The following is a 19644-nucleotide window of genomic DNA, read 5'->3' on the forward strand; positions in this document are numbered from 1 at the left end:
GAGAGCAAATGACCACAACAGTCATCAAGGGCGGCACCATCGTCACCGCCGATCTGACCTACAAGGCCGACGTCAGGATCGAGGGTGGCGTGATCGTCGAGATTGGCCCGGATCTCTCCGGCGACACCGTGCTCGACGCGACCGGCTGTTACGTTATGCCGGGTGGCATCGATCCGCATGTGCATCTCGAAATGCCGTTCATGGGCACATATTCCGCCGACGATTTCGAAAGCGGCACACGCGCTGGCCTTGCCGGCGGCACGACCATGGTTGTCGACTTCTGTCTGCCGGGCCCCGACCAGTCCCTGCTTGAAGCGCTGCAGATGTGGGACAACAAGTCTGGTCGCGCCACAGCCGATTACTCCTTCCACATGGCCATCACCGGCTGGAACGAACGCATCTTCGACGAGATGAAGACCGTCGTGCAGGACAAGGGCATCAACACCTTCAAGCACTTCATGGCCTATAAGGGCGCACTGATGGTGAATGACGACGAGATGTTCGCCTCGTTCCAGCGCTGCGCCGAACTCGGAGCGCTTCCCCTCGTCCATGCCGAAAATGGCGATGTCGTTGCCTCCATGACGGCAAAGCTGCTCGCCGAAGGCAATAACGGCCCCGAAGCACACGCCTATTCCCGCCCACCAGAAGTCGAGGGCGAAGCGACCAACCGCGCCATCATGCTGGCCGATATGGCAGGCGTACCGCTTTACGTCGTGCACACCTCCTGCGAACAGGCGCATGAAGCGATCCGCCGCGCCCGGCAAAAGGGCATGCGCGTCTATGGGGAGCCGCTGATCCAGCACCTGACGCTCGACGAAAGCGAATATTCCAACCCCGACTGGGATCATGCCGCCCGCCGCGTGATGTCGCCGCCCTTCCGCAACAAGCAGCATCAGGACTCACTCTGGGCCGGTCTGCAGGCGGGCTCTCTCTCGGTCGTCGCCACCGACCATTGCGCCTTCACCACAGAGCAGAAGCGCTTTGGCCTCGACAGTTTCGCCAAGATCCCCAACGGCACCGGCGGGCTCGAAGACCGCATGCCGATGCTCTGGACCTATGGCGTTGCGACCGGCCGCCTGACGATGAATGAATTCGTTGCGGTCACCTCGACCAACATCGCCAAGATCCTGAACGTCTACCCGAAAAAGGGCGCCGTCCTCGTCGGCGCCGATGCCGACCTCGTGGTCTGGGATCCGAAGCGCACGAAGACCATCTCCGCCAAGACCCAGCAGTCGTCGATCGACTACAATGTCTTCGAGGGCAAGGAAGTCACCGGCCTGCCGCGCTACACCCTGACCCGCGGCCATGTCGCGATCGAGGAGGGCACGATCAAGACCCGCGAGGGCCATGGCAAGTTCGTGCGCCGCGAGCCGTTCACGGCGGTCAACAAGGCGCTGTCGACCTGGAAGGATCTGGTCGCCCCGCGCAAGGTGGAACGCTCGGGCATTCCGGCAACGGGGGTATGAGGAGCTCGATGTCGGTCGCGCTTGTGTTTAGCCCCCTCTGTCACCTGGTGACATCTCCCCCACATCGGGAGAGAGCGAGCCCGCGCGCCGACAGACGCGGAAACCCTCACTCAGGCGAAACCGGCATCCGCTTCGCGCCCCCTCAAGCGGCGCTGCGCGTCCCCTTCTCCCCGCTGGGGAGAAGAACAAGGTCACACCTCGACCAGCCCGTCGAGCTCCGGCAAAAGCACGACGCTTTCCTGCTCGTTGGGATCTGTCCGCGCGATGATCGCCGTGCAGGGCGCATTCGACAGGTTGGCGGGCAGATGCGGCACGCCGGCCGGAATATAAAACAGCTCGCCAGCGTGAACCACGACATGGTTTTCCAGCCGCTCGCCATACCAGGTATGCGCCTGGCCGGAGAGCATGTAGATCGCCGTCTCGTGGCTCTCATGCAGATGCGCCTTGGCGCGCGCGCCCGGCGGCATGGTCAGCACATGCATGCAGATGCCCTTGGCACCCACGGTCTCGGCGGCGATCCCCGCAAAATAGCTCAGCCCCTGCTTGCCCTCATAGGTATGGCCGGGTTTGACGAGCCGGCAGGTGGGTGTCGCTGATGCGTCCATTTTCTGATCCTCGTCCCTTCGGCGGCAAGCCCGCCACTCCCGGTCCGCTACATCCGAGCGACCTTGTCCATGAAGAATGCAAGAGCCCAAAAGTCTTTGCAAGAAACCCGATTGGTTCCCGCGCATGAATGACCCTTATTCCGTCGTCTCGGCAAAAGATCTGAGCCTCACATTCGAGACCGATGACGGCCCGGTCCACGCCCTCTCCAATGTCGACCTGGACGTGAAGAAAGGTGATTTCGTCTCCTTCATCGGCCCGTCCGGCTGTGGCAAGACCACCTTCCTGCGCGTCATTGCCGATCTGGAAAAACACACGGGCGGCGGGATCACCGTCAACGGCATGACGCCGGAGGAGGCCCGCAAGGCACGCTCCTACGGTTATGTCTTCCAGGCAGCCGCCCTCTATCCATGGCGCACGATAGAAAAGAATATCGCCCTGCCGCTCGAAATCATGGGCTACAGCGCCGACGAGAAGAAAAAGCGCATCGAGCAGACGCTCGATCTGGTCAACCTCTCGGGCTTTGCCAAGAAATATCCCTGGCAACTGTCCGGCGGCATGCAGCAGCGCGCCTCGATCGCCCGCGCGCTCGCCTTCGACGCCGACCTGCTGCTGATGGACGAACCTTTCGGCGCGCTTGACGAAATCGTCCGTGACCACCTGAACTCAGAACTGCTGAAGCTCTGGTCCCGCACCAACAAGACGATCTGTTTCGTCACCCATTCGATCCCCGAGGCGGTCTATCTCTCGACCAGGATCGTCGTCATGAGCCCGCGTCCGGGGCGTGTGACCGACATCATCGAGTCGACGCTGCCCAAGGAACGCCCGCTCGATATCCGCGAGACGCCGGAGTTTCTGGAGATTGCACATCGGGTGCGGGAAGGCCTGAAGGCGGGGCATTCTTATGAAGAATAACATCCACCGGGAGAACTCGGTAATCCCCCTCTGCCCTGCCGGGCATCTCCTCCAAAAAAGAAGCGAGCGGAATGCGATTGCCATATCGCGCCTGCGGCAGAGCGCCAGCCTTCACCTATCCCCCTTGCGGCAGAGAGGTCACGGAGTGACGGTGCGGGGTAACGCAGCCTCCAACGGAGGAAGAACCACCCCATGAACCCCAGCTTCCTCCTCTGGCTCGGCGCCGCCATGGCAACCTTTCTCGGTGCCGCCACAGTTTCCCGCGCCTATGTCGACAACGGCAAGGTCTGGGTGCTGCTCGCCTCGCTCGCCCTTTACTGCCTTGGCAATCTGGTCATGGTGAAACTGATGCGCGAGGGCGGCCTCGGCCTGGCAATCTCGGCCTCGGCCATCGCCCAGCTGGTCCTCATCAACGTCATCGCCTTCCTGCTCTTCGGCGAGCGACTGAGTTCCATTCAGGTCGCCGGCGTAGCGCTGGGCATGGTATCCATGGCCCTGATGCTCTTTCCGGCCAAGGGAGGCGTATGACCATGGCCCAGCCATCGAGCTTCCGCGACCGCATCCTCCCCGTCCTGACAATCCTGCTGGCCATCCTCGTCATCTGGCATGTCTTCGTCGTCTATCTGAATGCACCCTTCATCCGCGATCAGGCGGCCCGCGCCAATGAGGCAGTCACCTTTGCCCAGATTGTCGAGCGCAGCTTCGCTCAGGAACGTCCGATCCTGCCAGCACCGCACCAGATCGTTGCCGAACTCTGGGACACCACCATCAACAAGGCCGTGACCTCCAAGCGCAGCCTCGTCTACCATGCCTGGATCACGCTCTCGGCAACGCTCATGGGCTTTGCCATGGGCACGGTGCTCGGCATCGTGCTCGCCATTGCCATTGTCCATAACCGGGCCATGGACAAATCGCTGATGCCCTGGGTGATCGCCTCCCAGACCATTCCCATCCTCGCGATTGCGCCGATGATCATCGTTGTCCTGAATTCCATCGGCGTCTCAGGTCTCATGCCCAAGGCGCTGATTTCCACCTATCTTTCCTTCTTCCCGATCGTCGTCGGCATGGTGAAGGGCCTGCGCAGCCCCGATACCCTGCTGACCGACCTGATGCATACCTACAATGCCAGCCAGACCCAGACCTTCTGGAAACTGCGCTGGCCCGCTTCGATGCCCTATCTCTTCACCTCGCTGAAGGTGGCCATCGCGATCTCGCTCGTCGGCGCGATTGTCGGTGAACTGCCAACGGGTGCTGTCGCCGGTCTCGGGGCCCGCCTGCTCTCGGGCTCTTACTATGGCCAGACCATCCAGATCTGGGCAGCCCTCTTCATGGCGGCGGGCTTGGCCGCCCTGCTCGTCTCGATCGTCGGCATGGCCCATACACGGGTTCTCGCACGCATGGGGGTCAAGCCATGAACGGTTACCTCGTCTTCGCCCTGGTCTTCTGGCTCGGCGCCTGGGGTTTGAACCAGTGGCTGGTCGCAAGACATCCAAAGGCCCCATCGACCCGGCGCGCGATCGGGATTGCCGTGCCGCTGCTCTTCGGGATCACCCTTCTCGTCATCTGGGAATGTCTGGTCCGCGGTTTCGACATCCCCTCGATCCTGCTCCCTGCGCCCTCGATGATCTGGGCCCGCATCCTCACCTCCACCCACATCCTCTGGGCGGATTTCCAGCAGACCTTCCTCAAGTCGGTGATAACAGGGTACGTCGCCGGCTGCGGCCTCGGCTTCGTCGTCGCAATTCTCATCGACCGCTCGCCTTTCCTGCAGAAGGGCCTGCTGCCGATCGGCAATTTCGTCTCGGCCCTGCCCGTCGTCGGCATCGCCCCCATCATGGTCATGTGGTTTGGTTTCGACTGGCCGTCGAAGGTCGCGGTCGTCGTCATCATGACTTTCTTCCCCATGCTGGTGAACACGGTTCAGGGTCTGGCTGCCGCGAGCCACATGGAGCGCGACCTGATGCACACCTATGCCGCCAACTGGTGGCAGACACTGGTGCGGCTCCGGCTTCCCGCGGCCTGGCCTTTCATTTTCAATGCGCTGAAGATTAACTCCACCCTCGCGCTCATCGGTGCGATCGTGGCAGAATTCTTCGGCACCCCGATTGTCGGCATGGGCTTCCGTATCTCGACAGAGGTCGGACGCTCGAATGTCGACATGGTCTGGGCCGAGATTGCGGTCGCCGCACTCGCCGGCTCGGTCTTCTACGGATTGGTGGCACTGGCAGAACGCCGGGTCACCTTCTGGCATCCGTCCGTCCGTGGTGGACGGTCGTGAACTGAACCAAAAACAAAAGAGGGAACTGAAATGACTGTCAAACTCGCATCCCTGCTGCTGTCTGCCGCGGTCTCGCTGACCGCCATGCAGGCCGCCGCCGCCGACAAGGTGACCCTCCAGCTGAAATGGGTGACCCAGGCCCAGTTCGCCGGCTATTATGTCGCCAAGGACAAGGGCTTTTACGAAGAAGAAGGCCTCGACGTCGAAATCAAGCCGGGCGGCCCTGATATCGCACCGCCGCAGGTTCTGGCCGGTGGCGGCGCTGACGTGATCGTCGACTGGATGCCCTCCGCACTCGCCACCCGCGAAAAGGGTGTTCCGCTGGTCAACATCGCCCAGCCCTTCAAATCCTCCGGCATGATGCTGACCTGTCTCAAGGAAACCGGGATCACCAAGCCCGATGACTTCAAGGGCAAGACGCTCGGCGTCTGGTTCTTCGGCAACGAATATCCGTTCCTCTCCTGGATGAGCACGCTCGGCATCAAGACCGACGGTTCGGAAGGTGGCGTGACGGTTCTGAAGCAGGGCTTCAACGTCGATCCGCTTCTGCAGAAGCAGGCCGCCTGCATCTCCACCATGACCTACAATGAATACTGGCAGGTCATCGACGCCGGCATCAAGGAAGACGAGCTGGTAACCTTCAAGTATGAAGACGAAGGTGTCGCCACCCTCGAAGACGGTCTCTACGTTCTCGAGGACAAGCTCGCCGACCCGGCCTTCAAGGAAAAGATGGTCAAGTTCGTCCGCGCTTCGATGAAGGGCTGGAAATATGCGGAGCAGAACTCCGACGAAGCAGCCGAGATCGTTCTTGAGAACGACGCTTCGGGCGCCCAGACCGAAAGCCACCAGAAGCGCATGATGGGCGAAGTCGCCAAGCTGACCGCCGGTTCTGCAGGCGCGCTCGACAAGGCCGACTACGACCGCACGGTGAAGACCCTGCTCGGCGGCGGTTCCGACCCGGTCATCACAAAGGAGCCGACCGGCGCCTTCACCACCGAAATCACCGACGCGGCCCTGAAATAGTCTTGGCGGACCACACCACAACTTGGACACGGGGGTGACCCCCGTGTCTTTTTTGTAAGTTATACTGATCAATAGTTCGGCACCAGGTCTGGCAAATCGGCAACACTACCGTTCTATATTGAACAATTTACAAGCCCCGCGTGCGATTCGCGCGCGACTCCTCTTGCAAGCGGTTTTGCAATCCCCCACCTCTCTCGCAAGTCTTCAAATGTCGCAAATGTGATGTAGGATGCTACCGTCTGAACGGACCACGGCGATGAGCTGACCCAGCCTCCACGGCGTATCAGGCCATAAATTGCGAAAATTATTCTTTGGGAAGGGTGTTATGTTTCGAAGCACGAGCACGAAGGCCGTACTGATGGCCGCGAGCATGGCCTTGTCGGCGTCTGTCGCATTGGCACAGGAGTCCTCTCCCGCACCGGCTCAGAACCTTCCCGCCATTATCGTCACCACGGCAGTTAACCGTGACCTCGTTGACCGCATTGTCGCCACGGGCACCATTGCGGCGGAAGAGGAAGTCCAGATCCAGCCCCAGGTCGAAGGACTGCAGATCAAATCACTGGATGCCGATGTCGGCGACACCGTTCAAGCCCAGGCCGTCGTCGCCAAGCTGAACGAGGACACGCTTCTGCTCCAGCGCAGCCAATACGTTGCCAACCGCGCGAAGGCGGAAGCCGCACTCGCACAGTACCAGGCACAGCTGGTGGAAGCCGAGGCGAGCCTGAACGAGGCTGAGCGCCAGTTTGAACGTGCAACGCGCCTGGCCTCTTCCGGTTCCGTCTCCACCTCACAAAAGGAACAGGCGGAAACGGCACTCGCCAGTGCCACGGCGCGCACCGAAACCGCCCGCCAGGCCATTACGGTGGCCGAAGCTGATATCAAGGTGGTCGACAGCCAGATTGCAGACACCGACCTTCGCCTCGCCCGAACCGACGTCAAGTCGCCGGTGACGGGTACGATCTCCGTGCGCAATGCCCAGATCGGCGCCATCGCCACGGGCGCTGGCCAGCCGCTCTTCACCGTCATCCGCGACGGACAGATCGAACTGGTGGCCGATGTGCCCGAACTCCAGATCCTGCGTCTGAAGCCGGGGCAGAAGGCCGCGATTTCCATTGCCGGCAGCACCGAGCCCCTGACGGGCTCCGTTCGCCTTGTCTCCCCGATCGTTGACCCCGTCAGCCGCCTGGGTGCTGTTCACATCGCGCTCGATGACGATGCTGCAGCCCGGGCCGGGATGTATGGCAACGCCGCGATCACCGTGACGGAAGCTGCAGGCATCGCCCTGCCCCTTTCGGCCATCACCACGGAACAGGGTGTGACGACCGTCCGCAAGGTCACTGACGGCACCGTACAAATGGTCGAGATCAAGACCGGAATTCAGGACGGCGCCTATATCCAGGTGATCGAGGGTCTGGACGAAGGCGACAAGGTCGTTGCCAAGGCCGGCGTCTTCGTCCGGGACGGCGACCGCATCAATCCCGTCGAAGAAACCAGCAGCGTTTCCAACTGAGAGGCGAGCACGCCATGAATTTCTCTGCATGGTCCATACGCAATCCAATTGCGCCGATCCTGGCCTTCTTCCTTCTGATGGTCGTTGGGATCCAATCGTTCAACGCGCTGCCGATCACGCGTTTCCCGAACATCGACGTCCCCCTGGTCGCCATCACCGTCAGCCAGAGCGGCGCCTCCCCGGCTGAGCTCGAAAGCCAGGTGACGAAGGAAGTCGAAGACGCCGTGGCCTCGATCACCGGCGTGGACGAAATCAACTCGACCGTGACGGACGGCAAGTCCCAGACGCTCGTCATGTTCCGCATGGAAGTGCCGACGGAACAGGCTGTCCAGGACGTCAAGGATGCGATCGACCAGGTCCGCGGCGACCTGCCGGCCTCTGTCGACGAACCGATCGTCACGAAGATCGATGTCGAAGGACAGGCGATCCAGAGCTTCGCGGTCTCTTCTCCCAACATGAATCTCGCCGAACTGTCCTGGTTCGTCGATGACACCGTCAAGCGCGCCCTGCAGGGCCAGCCGGGCATTGGCCGGGTCGATCGCTACGGCGGCTCCGATCGCGAAGTGCGCGTCGAACTCGATCCCAATCGTCTCGATGCACTGGGCGTAACGGCCTCGGACATTTCGAGCCAGTTGCAGGGCACCAATATCGATCTCGGCTCCGGTCGCGGCCAGGTCGCGGGCGCGGAACAGTCGATCCGTACGCTCGGCGACAATCGTGATGTCGAGAGCCTTGCCAACACCACGATTGCCCTGCCCGGTGGCCGCTTCGTCAAGCTGTCTGACCTCGGACGGGTCTTCGACACCTATGAGGAACAGAAGTCCTTTGCCCGGCACGATGGCAAGCCGGTCGTCTCCTTCGCCGTCTTCCGCGCCAAGGGCGCGAGCGAAGTCACCGTCGCAGAGACGGTCGCCGAGAGCCTAGCCCAGGTGCGTGCGGAGAACCCCGACGTCCAGATCGAAATGATCGACGATTCGGTCTACTTCACCTACGGCAACTACGAAGCTGCCATGCATACCCTCGTCGAGGGCGCGATCCTCGCCGTCATCGTGGTCCTGCTCTTCCTGCGCAACTGGCGCGCAACGCTGATCTCTGCCGTGGCGCTTCCGCTCTCCGCCATCCCCACCTTCTGGGTCATGGACATGATGGGCTTTTCGCTGAATCTCGTCAGCTTCCTGGCGCTCACGCTGGCGACCGGTATTCTCGTCGACGACGCGATCGTCGAGGTGGAAAACATCGCCCGCCACATCAAGATGGGCAAGACGCCCTATCGCGCCGCGATCGAGGCGGCCGACGAAATCGGGCTGGCCGTCATCGCGACGACCTTCACGATCATCGCGGTCTTCGTGCCCGTTTCCTTCATGCCGGGCATTCCGGGCCAGTATTTCATCCAGTTCGGCTTGACGGTCGCCTTCTCCGTCTTCTTCTCGCTGCTTGTCGCGCGCCTCATCACGCCGATGATGGCCGCCTATCTGATGCGGGCCGAAGACGCGATGGACGATCATCACGACAATGACAGCCTGCCGCTGAAGATGTACACGAGGCTCGTGCGCTTCACGACGCGCCACTGGTATTCGCGCCTCGGCACCCTGGCGGCGGCCATCGCCTTCCTGATCGGCTCCATCATCCTTCTCGCCGGCGTTCCCGGCAGCTTCATTCCCCCGGAAGATGCTGGCCGTATCGTCCTGTCGGTCGAACTGCCGCCCAACGCGACGCTCGACGAAACCGAGCGCAAGACGGATGAGATCTACGCGGCGATCAAGGACGTGCCCGATGTCGCGAGCGTCTTCATCCTCGGCGGTTCTTCGCCGCGCGGCGAGCTGGAGCTGCGCCGCGCCAGCGTGACGATGAACCTCGACCGCATCGAACACTCGCTCAGCAAGACGCTGGTGAACGATGGACTTGGCGGATTGCCCCTGATCGGCGATTACCTTCCAAAGCTGCCCGAAAACGGCCGTATGCGTCCGCAGTGGGATATCGAGGAAGACGTCTTCGCCAGACTGGCCCCGATTGCCGATATCCGCGTCATCAAGCTCAACGACCGCGGCGAACGCGACATCACCTTCAACTTCCTCTCCAAGAACGAGGAGGAACTGAACCAGGCCGTCGGCATTCTGGAAGCCAAGCTTCGCCAGGCGCCGGAACTCGCCAATGTCAGCGCCGACGGCGCCCTGCCCCGACCGGAACTGCAGATCCGCCCAAGGGCCGACGAGGCAGCCCGCCTTGGCATCACGGCGCAGCAGATCGCACAGACCGTCCGCGTCGCAACCATCGGCGATATCGACGCGGCCCTGCCGAAGATCTCGCTCGACAACCGGCAGATCCCGATCCGAGTTCAGGCTTCGCTGGACTTCCGCACCGATCTGGCGGCCATTCGCAACCTGAAGATCCGCACCTCAAGCGGTGCCACGGTACCGCTCGCAAGCGTCGCCGACATCGACTATGCGGAAGGCGTTTCCTCGATCAAGCGCAACGATCGCAACCGGGTTGTTTCGATCGGTGCCGGCTTGCCGCAGGGCGTAGCACTCGACACGGCGACCGCGGCCTTCCGCGACACGGTGGCGACGGCCGAGATCCCGGAAAGCGTGCGCCTTGCCGAAAGCGGTGACGCCAAGATCCAGGCCGAGATGCAGCAGAGCTTCCTCAACGCAATGTTGCTCGGCCTGCTTCTGGTGCTGACTGTGCTGATCCTGCTCTTCAAGGACGTGATCCAGCCCTTCACCATCCTTTTCTCGCTGCCGCTTGCAATCGGCGGCGTGGCGGTCGCATTGATCATCACCAACAACGCGCTATCCATGCCCGTCTTGATCGGCATCCTGATGCTGATGGGGATCGTGACGAAGAACGCCATTCTGCTGGTGGACTTCGCCATCGAGATGCGCCGCCAGGGCATGCATCGCCTCGAAGCCATGGTGGAGGCCGGCCGCAAGCGCGCCCGTCCGATCATCATGACCTCGATCGCCATGTCTGCCGGCATGCTGCCCTCGGCGCTGGGCGTCGGCGAAGGCGGCTCGTTCCGCGCCCCGATGGCGATTGCCGTCATCGGCGGCATCATCGTCTCGACCGTGCTCAGCCTTGTCGTCGTTCCGGCCTTCTTCCTGATCCTCGACGACCTCTCCAGCCTGCTCGGCTGGGTCTTCAGCCGCTTCGTCGGCAAGAAGGAGGAAGAGGAAGAGCCGCTTACGCCGGAAGTCCTGTCCTTCCTCACCCGCAAGAACGTGCAGGCGCTGGAGGCGGTGGAGAGGCGGGTCGCGGCTGTCGAGCGCAGCCAGCCCGCAAGTCGCAAGAGCGACGGCAGCGGCAACGGCAACGTGATCAATCTGCCGCCACTCGCTGCGGAGTGAGATAGGTCCATCACACCAAGAGGCCGGGCTTAGTGCCCGGCCTCTTGCGTTCACATACCGAACCTCACTTTAGGCAATCCTGATTTGCCACCGGATCGATTGATCGAAATCAATCCGAACTTCCCCACCTCGCTATATCGTGACCGGATTGGAAAGGGCGCAATCACCCGGACCTGCAGGCGAAGCGCTTATCGGACAGGCCGCGGGCCGGCGCGACGACCGCAGCGGTGCATGCCCGAATGCCATTATGGATGGGGAGCCGTGACGACCGTGAACAAGATCCTGAGACTGAACACGCGCGACAAGAACACGCTTCTGCGAACGTCGTTCTTGTCTCAACTCGGCCCGGTGGCCATGGCCTCGATGATGGAGATTGCAAACATCTCCAACTACGAGGCGCGAGATGTGCTCTTCCGCGAAGGCGAGCCCGCCGACTGCTTCTACAGCGTCCTGAGCGGGTATGTCCGGCTCTACCGTCTCAACAAGGATGGCCGCGAAGCCGACATCCGCATTTGTGGCCCCGGCGACACCTTTGCCGAATGCCTGCTCGCCATGGGCGACAAGTATTTGTACAATGCTCAGGCCGCAGAAAACGTGACGCTTGCCCGCTTCGACCTGCAGCGCGTGCGCGCGCTCGCCGAACAGGAGAAGGACATCGCTAAGGCGATCATCCGCTGCCTGTCGGATCATCTGCGCACGACGATGGACTGCATCGCCAATGATCGCCTGCAAACGGCGCCTCAGCGGGTCGCACACTATCTCCTCACCCATTGCGCAACCGACGGCGGACCGGCGTCCATCCGCCTGCCCTTCCAGAAGAGCCTGCTTGCCGGCAAGCTCGGTCTGGCACCAGAGGCATTGTCACGGGCCTTCTCGAGCCTGCGCCGTGCCGGTGTGACGGTGCGCGGCCGCACGATCCAGATCAGCGACGTCAACGCCCTCCGGCAGATCTGAGCGCGGCAAGCCGTGAGCCAGCCTTCGGCTCAGAGCCCCCCGCTCTGCTGCAGGAAGCTGACGATCCGGTCGACGCCCGCGCCGCGCTTGAGATCGGTGAAGACAAAGGGGCGTTCGGAGCGCATGCGCCCCGCATCCCGCTCCATGACCTCGAGATCGACGCCGACATGCGGCGCGAGATCGGTCTTGTTGATGACAAGCAGATCCGACCGCGTGATCCCCGGCCCACCCTTGCGCGGGATCTCCTCGCCCTGGCAGACCGAGATTACATAGAGCGTTATATCGGCAAGATCGGGCGAGAAGGTTGCAGCGAGATTGTCGCCGCCCGACTCGATGAAGACGACGTCGAGATCCGGGATCCGGGCGTTGAGGTCGGCAATCGCCTTCAGATTGATCGAGGCGTCCTCGCGGATCGCCGTGTGCGGACAGCCGCCCGTCTCCACCCCCACGACACGATCAGAGGTCAGAGCCTGCATGCGGATCAGCGCATCGGCGTCCTCACGGGTATAGATGTCATTGGTGACCACGGCGATGGAATAGTCGTCGCGCATGGCCTTGCAGAGTTTCTCCGTCAGCGCTGTCTTGCCGGATCCGACCGGCCCGCCAATGCCGACGCGGAGGGGACCATTCTTCGATTTCATCATGTTCATCCTGTTGGCTCCCACATTCAGGGAGTAGATGGGCTAGGACTGGAAGAGACGTGAATACTGAACCTCATGCCGCATGCTGAGTGTATCCGCGACGATGGTGGCCGACCCGAGATCGTCGAGCCCCAGTCGGCTCACTTCCAAGGCGGAATCAAGGATCGGTGCCTCTGCGGCAGCGAGGATGGCAAGCCCGCGCGTCTGTCCGATGACCCCAAGGCGGATTGCCACCGACACATATTGCGAGACCTGGGCATGCAGGAAGGCCGCGATGGCATCCAGCTTGGACACGCCATGCGCCGAAGCGATCGCGCCTACCGCAACACCATAGGGCACGGGCCCCGCAAGCGAATCGATCACCGGATGCGGCCAGGCCGCAGCAGCCTTGACGAAGGCCTCGCCGAGGCGGGTGGTTTCCGCATGCCGTTCGGCAGAGCCGGCCAGCGCCGTAGCGAGCGAGACGATCTCTGCGAGTGATTGGGCCTCACGGTGAACACGATGCGCCACGGCAAGCAGGATCGCATCATTGCGCAGGCCGCCATGCGCAAGCAATAGCCCGAGCCAGGCCTCGACCCCGTCACCATCGCGCACATGTTCTTCGACAACAGCGCTTTCCAGCCCCGCTGAATAGGAAAAGCCGCCGACCGGAAAGGCTGGCGAAAGCCAGGCCATCAGCCGCAACAGCCCCTGACTGCCGGCCCGCTCTTCGGCATGCAGCTCAGCCATGGCCGGTCTCGTGGTGACCTCCAGAATGTCCATGCCCGCCATGCGCGTGATAGGCGCCACGAACCGGCTGGAACGGCTCGATGATTTCGCTGACCGTGGCACCCAATCCGGCAAGCATGTCGCGGATGACATGATCGCGCTGGATCAGGATACGATCTGTCTCGATCTGGGCGGCGAGATGCCGGTTGCCCAGGTGCCAGGCGAGCTCGATCAGATGAAGCGTGTCGCGCGCACGGATCTCGAACAACCGCTCCTCGGCCGCCTGGATCTCGATCGTGGTCCCATCGTCGAGAAGCAGCCTGTCGCCATGGTGGAAAAGCACCGCCTCCTTGAGGTCGAGCATGACCATCTCGCCATTGTCGAGATGCAGCAATTTGCGCCTCAGATGGCGTCCGTCATGGGGAAGAACGACAATCCCCTCGGGCGCATCCGTGATGAACCCGGCAGGTTTGAAAGACGTCGCGCGCTGCATGAATACTCCGACATGGCTGTTTTTTGAACCATGCACAGGAATGAGGCAAGCAGCAAGATGGTTCTTCAGCCGCGTGGCAGCGGCGCACGGGAATTGCGTGTGAGGTCTTCCGCCGCGATGACCGGAGCCGCGTCCACGGGCAGGTTCCGCTCATGGATCACTCGGTTGCGCCCGCAGCCCTTGGCGAGATAGAGAGCCCGGTCGGCAGCGGCATAGACCCCCTCCACGCGCCGCCCGGATATGAATTCGGCAACCCCGATCGAGACCGTCACGGCCAGTTCCTTGTCGTGGAATACACCGATGTCGGCGGCCACAATCTGGCGGACCTGCTCCAGCATGGCGAGCCTCTGCTCGATCTCGCCGCCAATGAGGATGACACCGAATTCCTCGCCTCCCAGCCGGGCCACGAGAGGCATGTCACCGAACACGCGGCCAAGAATGATGGCGATCGCCTGGATGACCTCATCCCCTGTCTGATGGCCGAACCGGTCATTGATGCGTTTGAACCGGTCGATGTCGATGATGGCAAGCGATGCGTCGCCATCATCGACATCGAACGTGGCGAGTGCGTCGTTGAACGCGCGCCGATTGGCAAGCCCGGTCAGGCTATCCGTCTGGCTGAGATGCTCGAATTCGGCGCGAGAACGGTCGAGATCCCGGATGACGTTTCCGGCAACATAGGCCAATGCGCCAGAGAGAACACCGCCGAACAGCCAGGAGAATGCAATGACCAGCCTGGCCATCTGCTCGAGCGGCAGCGTCAGAACATGCAGTCCATAGAGCAATGGCAGCGAAGCGAAGCCTGCAATGCTGGTGGCGATGACGGATCGGAAACTGACCGCAAGGGCGAAATGCCAGACCGCGCCCGGGGCCTCGAAGCCACCAGGATCAATCCTTTGCCAAAGCCAGTTGCAGACACGAATCACCGGATGCTCCCTCATGAACATGAGCACTGGGATAGGCCCGGACACTTCCACAAATCTTAATGCAATCTTTCAAATGCGAGCGATCGGGCATTTGAATGCGACCCGACCTAAAATGGCCTGAGGCATCACGAGCGTGGAGGTTGCCTGCTCCATCCCGGCCGTCCCGCGAGCCCGTCAGGCGCCCTGATGCAGATCGATCGACAGGTCCAGCAATTGCGGCAGTGGCGTCCACCAACCGGTTCGAACGCCGCCGGCGCGAAGCATGGCTGCGGTCCAGGTGTTGCAGCCGAGGAAGGCATTGAACGCCCTATTCGCCTCGAAAAAGGAGTCGTCAGGGCCGTAGGACGCGCCAGAGATGACAGTGGGTGCATCGCCCTCTCGCACGAAGCTTGCACGGATCGCGGCGATCATCCGGCTGCGCCCCTCAACTGTGGTGGCAAGGAGACGAACCGTCGGGTGAGACAGATCGATTGGCCCTGCGACCGAGACATGCATCACCGAACGATCAACGGTCAGTGCTCGCAGAACCGGCAGCGGCCGGATGTCACCCCAGCTCGGCGTCTCGATGTAGAACGACCGACCACCCCAGCCAAAGACGAGATAGTCGACACCGGGCATGTCGACCGGCAAACCGGCCGGGATGAGATCGGCAAACGCGGCGCGCACCTCGTCATCCACAGGCAGGGCGATGTCTGTATGGATCGGATTGGCCAGAAGCAGGATCTCACGGCCGTCACCGGCCGCTGCCGCAGCAGCTGGTGTCAAGGGACGCGGAACGGCCGTGCCCAGCACGATCAGGATGGTCACCACACCCAGGGTGTAAGCCAGCCCCTTCATAAAATGCTTCATCTCGGTTCGGTTCAATCCACAAGTTCGAGCCGATTCTCCATCCTGCGTACCGCGTCAGCCAACCGGTCCCGGCGCGGACCGTGTTCGGCCACGGCATGTCTCCATCCCCGCACTGCCGAGGATACACCCGCAAACGATGACCGCAACGATGGAGAGATCAAGCGCGCATCGGACGCGCGCTGCCTGTCGTCAGAACAGGAAATAGCGCTGCGCCATCGGCAGCTTGGTAGCCGGCTCGCAGGTCAGCAGCTCGCCATCGGCGCGCACTTCATAGGTTTCCGGATCCACTTCCACATGCGGCGTCAAGTCGTTGTGGATCATCGACTTCTTGGAAATGCCGCCGCGCGTGTTCTTGACGGCCACGAGCTGCTTGGCGACACCGAGGCGATTGCCGAGACCGCCGTCTATGGCAGCCTGGCTGACGAAGGTGACGGATGAATTCGTGCGCGCCTTGCCATAGGCGCCAAACATCGGACGGTAATGCACCGGTTGCGGTGTCGGGATCGAGGCATTCGGATCCCCCATAGGTGCTGCCGCAATCATGCCCCCCATCAGGATCATGTCCGGCTTGACGCCGAAGAAGGCCGGGTTCCAGATCACCAGATCGGCGCGCTTGCCGACTTCGACCGAGCCGATCTCGTGGCTCATCCCATGGGCGATCGCCGGGTTGATCGTGTACTTCGCCACGTAGCGCTTGGCGCGCATGTTGTCGTTGTCTCCGGTCTCAGACGGCAGGGCGCCGCGCTGACGCTTCATCTTGTCGGCCGTCTGCCATGTGCGAATGATGACTTCGCCGACGCGGCCCATGGCCTGGCTGTCGGACGAGATGATCGAGAAGGCACCGATGTCGTGCAGGATGTCTTCCGCCGCAATCGTCTCCTTGCGGATGCGGCTTTCGGCAAAGGCGATGTCTTCCGGGATCGAAGACGAAAGGTGGTGGCACACCATCAGCATGTCGAGATGCTCCGCGATGGTGTTGACCGTGTAGGGTCGCGTCGGATTGGTCGACGACGGGATGACATTCATCTGGCCGCAGATCTTGATGATGTCGGGCGCATGACCGCCGCCTGCCCCTTCCGTGTGGAAGGCATGGATGGTGCGGCCGCGAATGGCATTGACGGTGTCCTCGACGAAGCCTGACTCGTTGAGCGTATCCGTATGGATCATCACCTGCACGTCGAATTGGTCGGCAACGGACAGGCAGCAATCGATGGCACCGGGCGTCGTGCCCCAGTCTTCGTGCAGCTTGAGCGAGGTGGCGCCGCCCAGCACCATTTCCTCGAGTGCGCCGGGCAGCGAGGCATTGCCCTTGCCGGCAAACGCAAGGTTCATCGGGAAGGCATCGGCCGCCTCGATCATCCGTGCCAGGTGCCAGGGACCCGGCGTACAGGTGGTCGCAAGCGTGCCATGCGCCGGACCCGTGCCGCCGCCGAGCATGCAGGTGAGGCCCGACATCAGCGCTTCCTCGATCTGCTGCGGGCAGATGAAGTGGATATGCGCGTCCATGCCGCCAGCGGTGATGATCTTGCCTTCGCCTGCAATCGCTTCAGTGCCGGGGCCGACAATGATGTTGACGTTGGGCTGGGTATCCGGATTGCCGGCCTTGCCGATCGCGACGATACGGCCGTCCTTGAGACCGATGTCGGCCTTCACGATGCCCCAGTGATCGAGGATCAGCGCATTGGTGATCACAGTGTCGACGGCGCCATTCGCACGCGTCACCTGGCTCTGCCCCATGCCGTCGCGGATGACCTTGCCGCCGCCGAACTTCACCTCTTCGCCATAGGTGGTGAAATCCTTCTCCACCTCGATGAACAGTTCCGTATCGGCAAGACGCACCTTGTCGCCCGTGGTCGGACCGAACATCGAAGCATAGGCGGCGCGGGACATCTTGAAGGACATGGCATCAGGTTCCTTGGCTTAGGGAGGAAGCGAAGAGGGGTTGCAACCGCATCACGCGGCCGCTGGCAATGAGCTGATCGACCAATCGGCGCTCGGCTTCGAAGGGATGGCCGTCCCAGCCACTATGGCCGAAACCGGCGAGGATGATCGTGTCGCTGGCATGCCGGGGATCGGACAACAGCGCCTGGATCACGACCATGCCGCTGGACGGCACGACATAGGGTTCCGCACCAAGCCCGAAGAGAGTTTCTTCGAGTGCTTCATGCACCGAGCGGTGGATGATCCGGTGTTGCTTGCCGTTTGCCGTCGCAAACGCATCAAAGCCATCGGTGTAATCGTCGCAGAAGTCATCCAGTTTCGGATGGCTGATTGCGAGATCCGGCTTCAGGGCGGCAAACAGGTCGGGATCGCGCACCGACCAGATCGCGGCCGCGCGGCCGACAGCCTCGCTGTCGCGCCAGGCGGCATCGGCGAGCATGCCAGCACCCGGGCGTCCCGTATTGCAGACGGCGATCACATCGGTCTTGCGGCCGGCGGCGCCAAAATTGCGGCTGCCATTGAAGCGGATGACCATGTCGGCCGTGTCGATCAGGGGACCTGCCCCCTCATCCACCGCACCATTGCCCACAATCATGATCTGTCTAGCCCGAGCCATCGCCTCACACCCTCAATAGAGCCCGACCAGCGATTTCAGTTCTTCCGTACGGCGCGTGGTCAGCTCCGCAAGGCAGGACGAAATCGTCAAAGGCTGCATCGAACCACCCTGGACCGAGTAACCTTCGACATCGCAGGCCGCATCGCGATAGGCGAGCCAGGCGCGTTGCGAAACAAGAAGCCGCTTGGCAGCACCGTTCTGGTCCGAAGGTGGCGACGCCTTGTCCCATGCGAGCATGGCGGCGCGTGTTTCGGCCCATTGGGCATTCATCGCGGCATCGGCGTGTCGATAGTCCTCGGCCGCGCATTGGTTCATGTCGACCTGGGTCATGGCATTGTTGCAATCGACGTCCCGCACGTCCTCGCCTGAGGCCGGCGCGTCTTGCAGCAATACGCAACCGCACAGCACGAGGATCACGCCCCAGTTCATCGCCCGCACCATGATCGGCCTCCCACCTCCTGCATGTTACAGGCTGCCCATGACCTGCTGGCGGAATCCGTAGACTTCGCGCTTGCCCGAGAGCGGGATCAGCGTCACCTGCCGCGTCTGCCCCGGCTCGAAGCGAACGGCCGTCCCAGCGGGAATGTCGAGCCGCATGCCGCGCGCCTTGTCGCGTTCGAAGATCAGCCCGGCATTGGTCTCAAAGAAGTGGTAGTGGCTGCCGACCTGCACCGGACGATCGCCGCTGTTGGAGACTTCGATCGTCTCGGTCGGATGGCCGGCATTCAGTTCGATTTCGCCTGGCGCGGCAATGATTTCCCCGGGGATCATCGATCTCTCCTTCAGCAGGTTCAGGCAGCACGCGAGGGCTGGCAGCCCTCGGCTTTGAGGATGCGTTTGGTCGAGGCCGGGTTCTTGGCGAGCTTGGCCGCAGGACGGATCGGCCGGCGCACCAGTTCACCGCCGCAGTTCGGGCAGATGCCGGCAAGCGTGGTCGAGGCGCAGTCGGCGCAGAAGGTGCATTCGAAACTGCAGATCATCGCCAGGCTCTCCGGCGGCAGATCCCGGTCGCAGCATTCGCAGTTCGGCCTCAGTTCAAGCGCCATGATCAACTCCTCAACGAATAGGTTCGTGCACGGTCACGAGCTTCGTCCCGTCAGGAAAAGTCGCTTCGATCTGCACATCGTGGATCATCTCGGCAATGCCCTCCATCACCTGGTCCCGGGTGATGACATGCGCGCCGGCTTCCATTAGATCGGCCACCATGCGGCCGTCACGCGCGCCTTCGACGACGAAATCGGTGATCAGCGCGATCGCTTCCGGATAGTTGAGCTTCACGCCCCGCTCCAGCCGGCGACGGGCCACCATGGCGGCCATGGCGATCAGCAGTTTGTCCTTTTCCCGCGGCGTCAGATTCATGCGTGCTCCAATAGCGTG

General features: G+C 62.2%; 21 protein-coding genes. 9 read left to right on the plus strand and 12 right to left on the minus strand.

Going from position 1 to position 19644, the window contains the following annotated elements:
- Positions 1-8 precede the first annotated feature (8 nt).
- Positions 9-1466, plus strand: coding sequence for a dihydropyrimidinase (hydA, locus tag LJE98_RS06690; protein WP_229574388.1), 1458 nt, complete (start codon positions 9-11; stop codon positions 1464-1466).
- A 191-nt stretch (positions 1467-1657) separates the two neighbouring features.
- On the opposite strand, the gene LJE98_RS06695 is transcribed toward hydA, so the two are convergent.
- Complete coding sequence (locus tag LJE98_RS06695) at positions 1658-2071, minus strand: cupin domain-containing protein (RefSeq protein WP_229574389.1); 414 nt, start codon at positions 2069-2071, stop codon at positions 1658-1660.
- Positions 2072-2195: 124 nt separating this feature from the next.
- Between LJE98_RS06695 and LJE98_RS06700 the strand changes: the two genes are divergently transcribed.
- The 8 genes from LJE98_RS06700 (at position 2196) to LJE98_RS06735 (ending at position 12093) form a co-directional block, all read left to right on the plus strand.
- The gene (locus tag LJE98_RS06700; protein ID WP_229574390.1) at positions 2196-2984 is read left to right on the plus strand and encodes an ABC transporter ATP-binding protein; all 789 of its coding nucleotides are present in this window, start codon (positions 2196-2198) and stop codon (positions 2982-2984) included.
- A 192-nt stretch (positions 2985-3176) separates the two neighbouring features.
- Entirely contained in the window at positions 3177-3512 is a 336-nt protein-coding gene (locus LJE98_RS06705) for a hypothetical protein (protein WP_229574391.1), read from the plus strand.
- Positions 3513-3514: 2 nt separating this feature from the next.
- Positions 3515-4399 (plus strand): ABC transporter permease, encoded by an 885-nt coding sequence (locus LJE98_RS06710; RefSeq protein WP_229574392.1) that lies wholly within the window; start codon positions 3515-3517, stop codon positions 4397-4399.
- Positions 4396-5262, plus strand: coding sequence for an ABC transporter permease (locus LJE98_RS06715; RefSeq protein ID WP_229574393.1), 867 nt, complete (start codon positions 4396-4398; stop codon positions 5260-5262). Before LJE98_RS06710 ends, LJE98_RS06715 begins: the two co-directional genes overlap by 4 nt.
- Before the next feature lie 30 nt (positions 5263-5292).
- Entirely contained in the window at positions 5293-6285 is a 993-nt protein-coding gene (locus LJE98_RS06720; RefSeq protein ID WP_229574394.1) for an ABC transporter substrate-binding protein, read from the plus strand.
- A 325-nt stretch (positions 6286-6610) separates the two neighbouring features.
- On the plus strand, positions 6611-7795 hold the full coding sequence (locus tag LJE98_RS06725) for an efflux RND transporter periplasmic adaptor subunit (protein ID WP_229574395.1): 1185 nt from the start codon (positions 6611-6613) through the stop codon (positions 7793-7795).
- Between the two features lie 14 nt (positions 7796-7809).
- A complete protein-coding gene (locus tag LJE98_RS06730) occupies positions 7810-11139 on the plus strand; it encodes an efflux RND transporter permease subunit (protein ID WP_229574396.1) in 3330 nt (1109 codons plus the stop codon).
- A gap of 231 nt (positions 11140-11370) precedes the next feature.
- Positions 11371-12093 (plus strand): Crp/Fnr family transcriptional regulator, encoded by a 723-nt coding sequence (locus LJE98_RS06735; protein WP_229574397.1) that lies wholly within the window; start codon positions 11371-11373, stop codon positions 12091-12093.
- Between the two features lie 29 nt (positions 12094-12122).
- Here the strand turns inward: LJE98_RS06735 and ureG are convergent, their stop codons facing one another.
- From ureG to LJE98_RS06790, 11 genes are all read right to left on the minus strand, one after another.
- Entirely contained in the window at positions 12123-12734 is a 612-nt protein-coding gene (gene ureG / locus LJE98_RS06740) for an urease accessory protein UreG (RefSeq protein ID WP_229574943.1), read from the minus strand.
- 42 nt (positions 12735-12776) lie between these two features.
- Entirely contained in the window at positions 12777-13463 is a 687-nt protein-coding gene (locus LJE98_RS06745) for an urease accessory protein UreF (protein WP_229574398.1), read from the minus strand.
- Positions 13456-13935, minus strand: coding sequence for an urease accessory protein UreE (gene ureE, locus LJE98_RS06750; protein ID WP_229574399.1), 480 nt, complete (start codon positions 13933-13935; stop codon positions 13456-13458). Before ureE ends, LJE98_RS06745 begins: the two co-directional genes overlap by 8 nt.
- A gap of 65 nt (positions 13936-14000) precedes the next feature.
- The gene (locus tag LJE98_RS06755; protein ID WP_229574400.1) at positions 14001-14861 is read right to left on the minus strand and encodes a GGDEF domain-containing protein; all 861 of its coding nucleotides are present in this window, start codon (positions 14859-14861) and stop codon (positions 14001-14003) included.
- 174 nt (positions 14862-15035) lie between these two features.
- A complete protein-coding gene (locus LJE98_RS06760; RefSeq protein ID WP_229574401.1) occupies positions 15036-15710 on the minus strand; it encodes a TIGR02117 family protein in 675 nt (224 codons plus the stop codon).
- Positions 15711-15899: 189 nt separating this feature from the next.
- Positions 15900-17612: an urease subunit alpha gene (ureC, locus tag LJE98_RS06765; RefSeq protein WP_229574402.1), complete on the minus strand. Its 1713-nt coding sequence runs from the start codon at positions 17610-17612 to the stop codon at positions 15900-15902.
- Between the two features lie 4 nt (positions 17613-17616).
- Positions 17617-18267: a Urease operon accessory protein gene (locus tag LJE98_RS06770; protein WP_229574403.1), complete on the minus strand. Its 651-nt coding sequence runs from the start codon at positions 18265-18267 to the stop codon at positions 17617-17619.
- Between the two features lie 12 nt (positions 18268-18279).
- The gene (locus LJE98_RS06775) at positions 18280-18708 is read right to left on the minus strand and encodes a lysozyme inhibitor LprI family protein (protein ID WP_229574404.1); all 429 of its coding nucleotides are present in this window, start codon (positions 18706-18708) and stop codon (positions 18280-18282) included.
- Between the two features lie 24 nt (positions 18709-18732).
- Positions 18733-19038, minus strand: a complete 306-nt coding sequence (locus LJE98_RS06780; RefSeq protein ID WP_229574405.1) for an urease subunit beta — start codon at positions 19036-19038, stop codon at positions 18733-18735.
- Positions 19039-19058: 20 nt separating this feature from the next.
- Positions 19059-19313, minus strand: a complete 255-nt coding sequence (locus LJE98_RS06785) for a DUF1272 domain-containing protein (protein WP_229574406.1) — start codon at positions 19311-19313, stop codon at positions 19059-19061.
- 10 nt (positions 19314-19323) lie between these two features.
- A complete protein-coding gene (locus LJE98_RS06790; RefSeq protein WP_054148370.1) occupies positions 19324-19626 on the minus strand; it encodes an urease subunit gamma in 303 nt (100 codons plus the stop codon).
- Positions 19627-19644 lie beyond the last annotated feature (18 nt).

Source organism: Rhizobium sp. 'Codium 1', from assembly GCF_020889605.1.
In the GTDB taxonomy this organism is placed as follows: domain Bacteria; phylum Pseudomonadota; class Alphaproteobacteria; order Rhizobiales; family Rhizobiaceae; genus Allorhizobium; species Allorhizobium algae.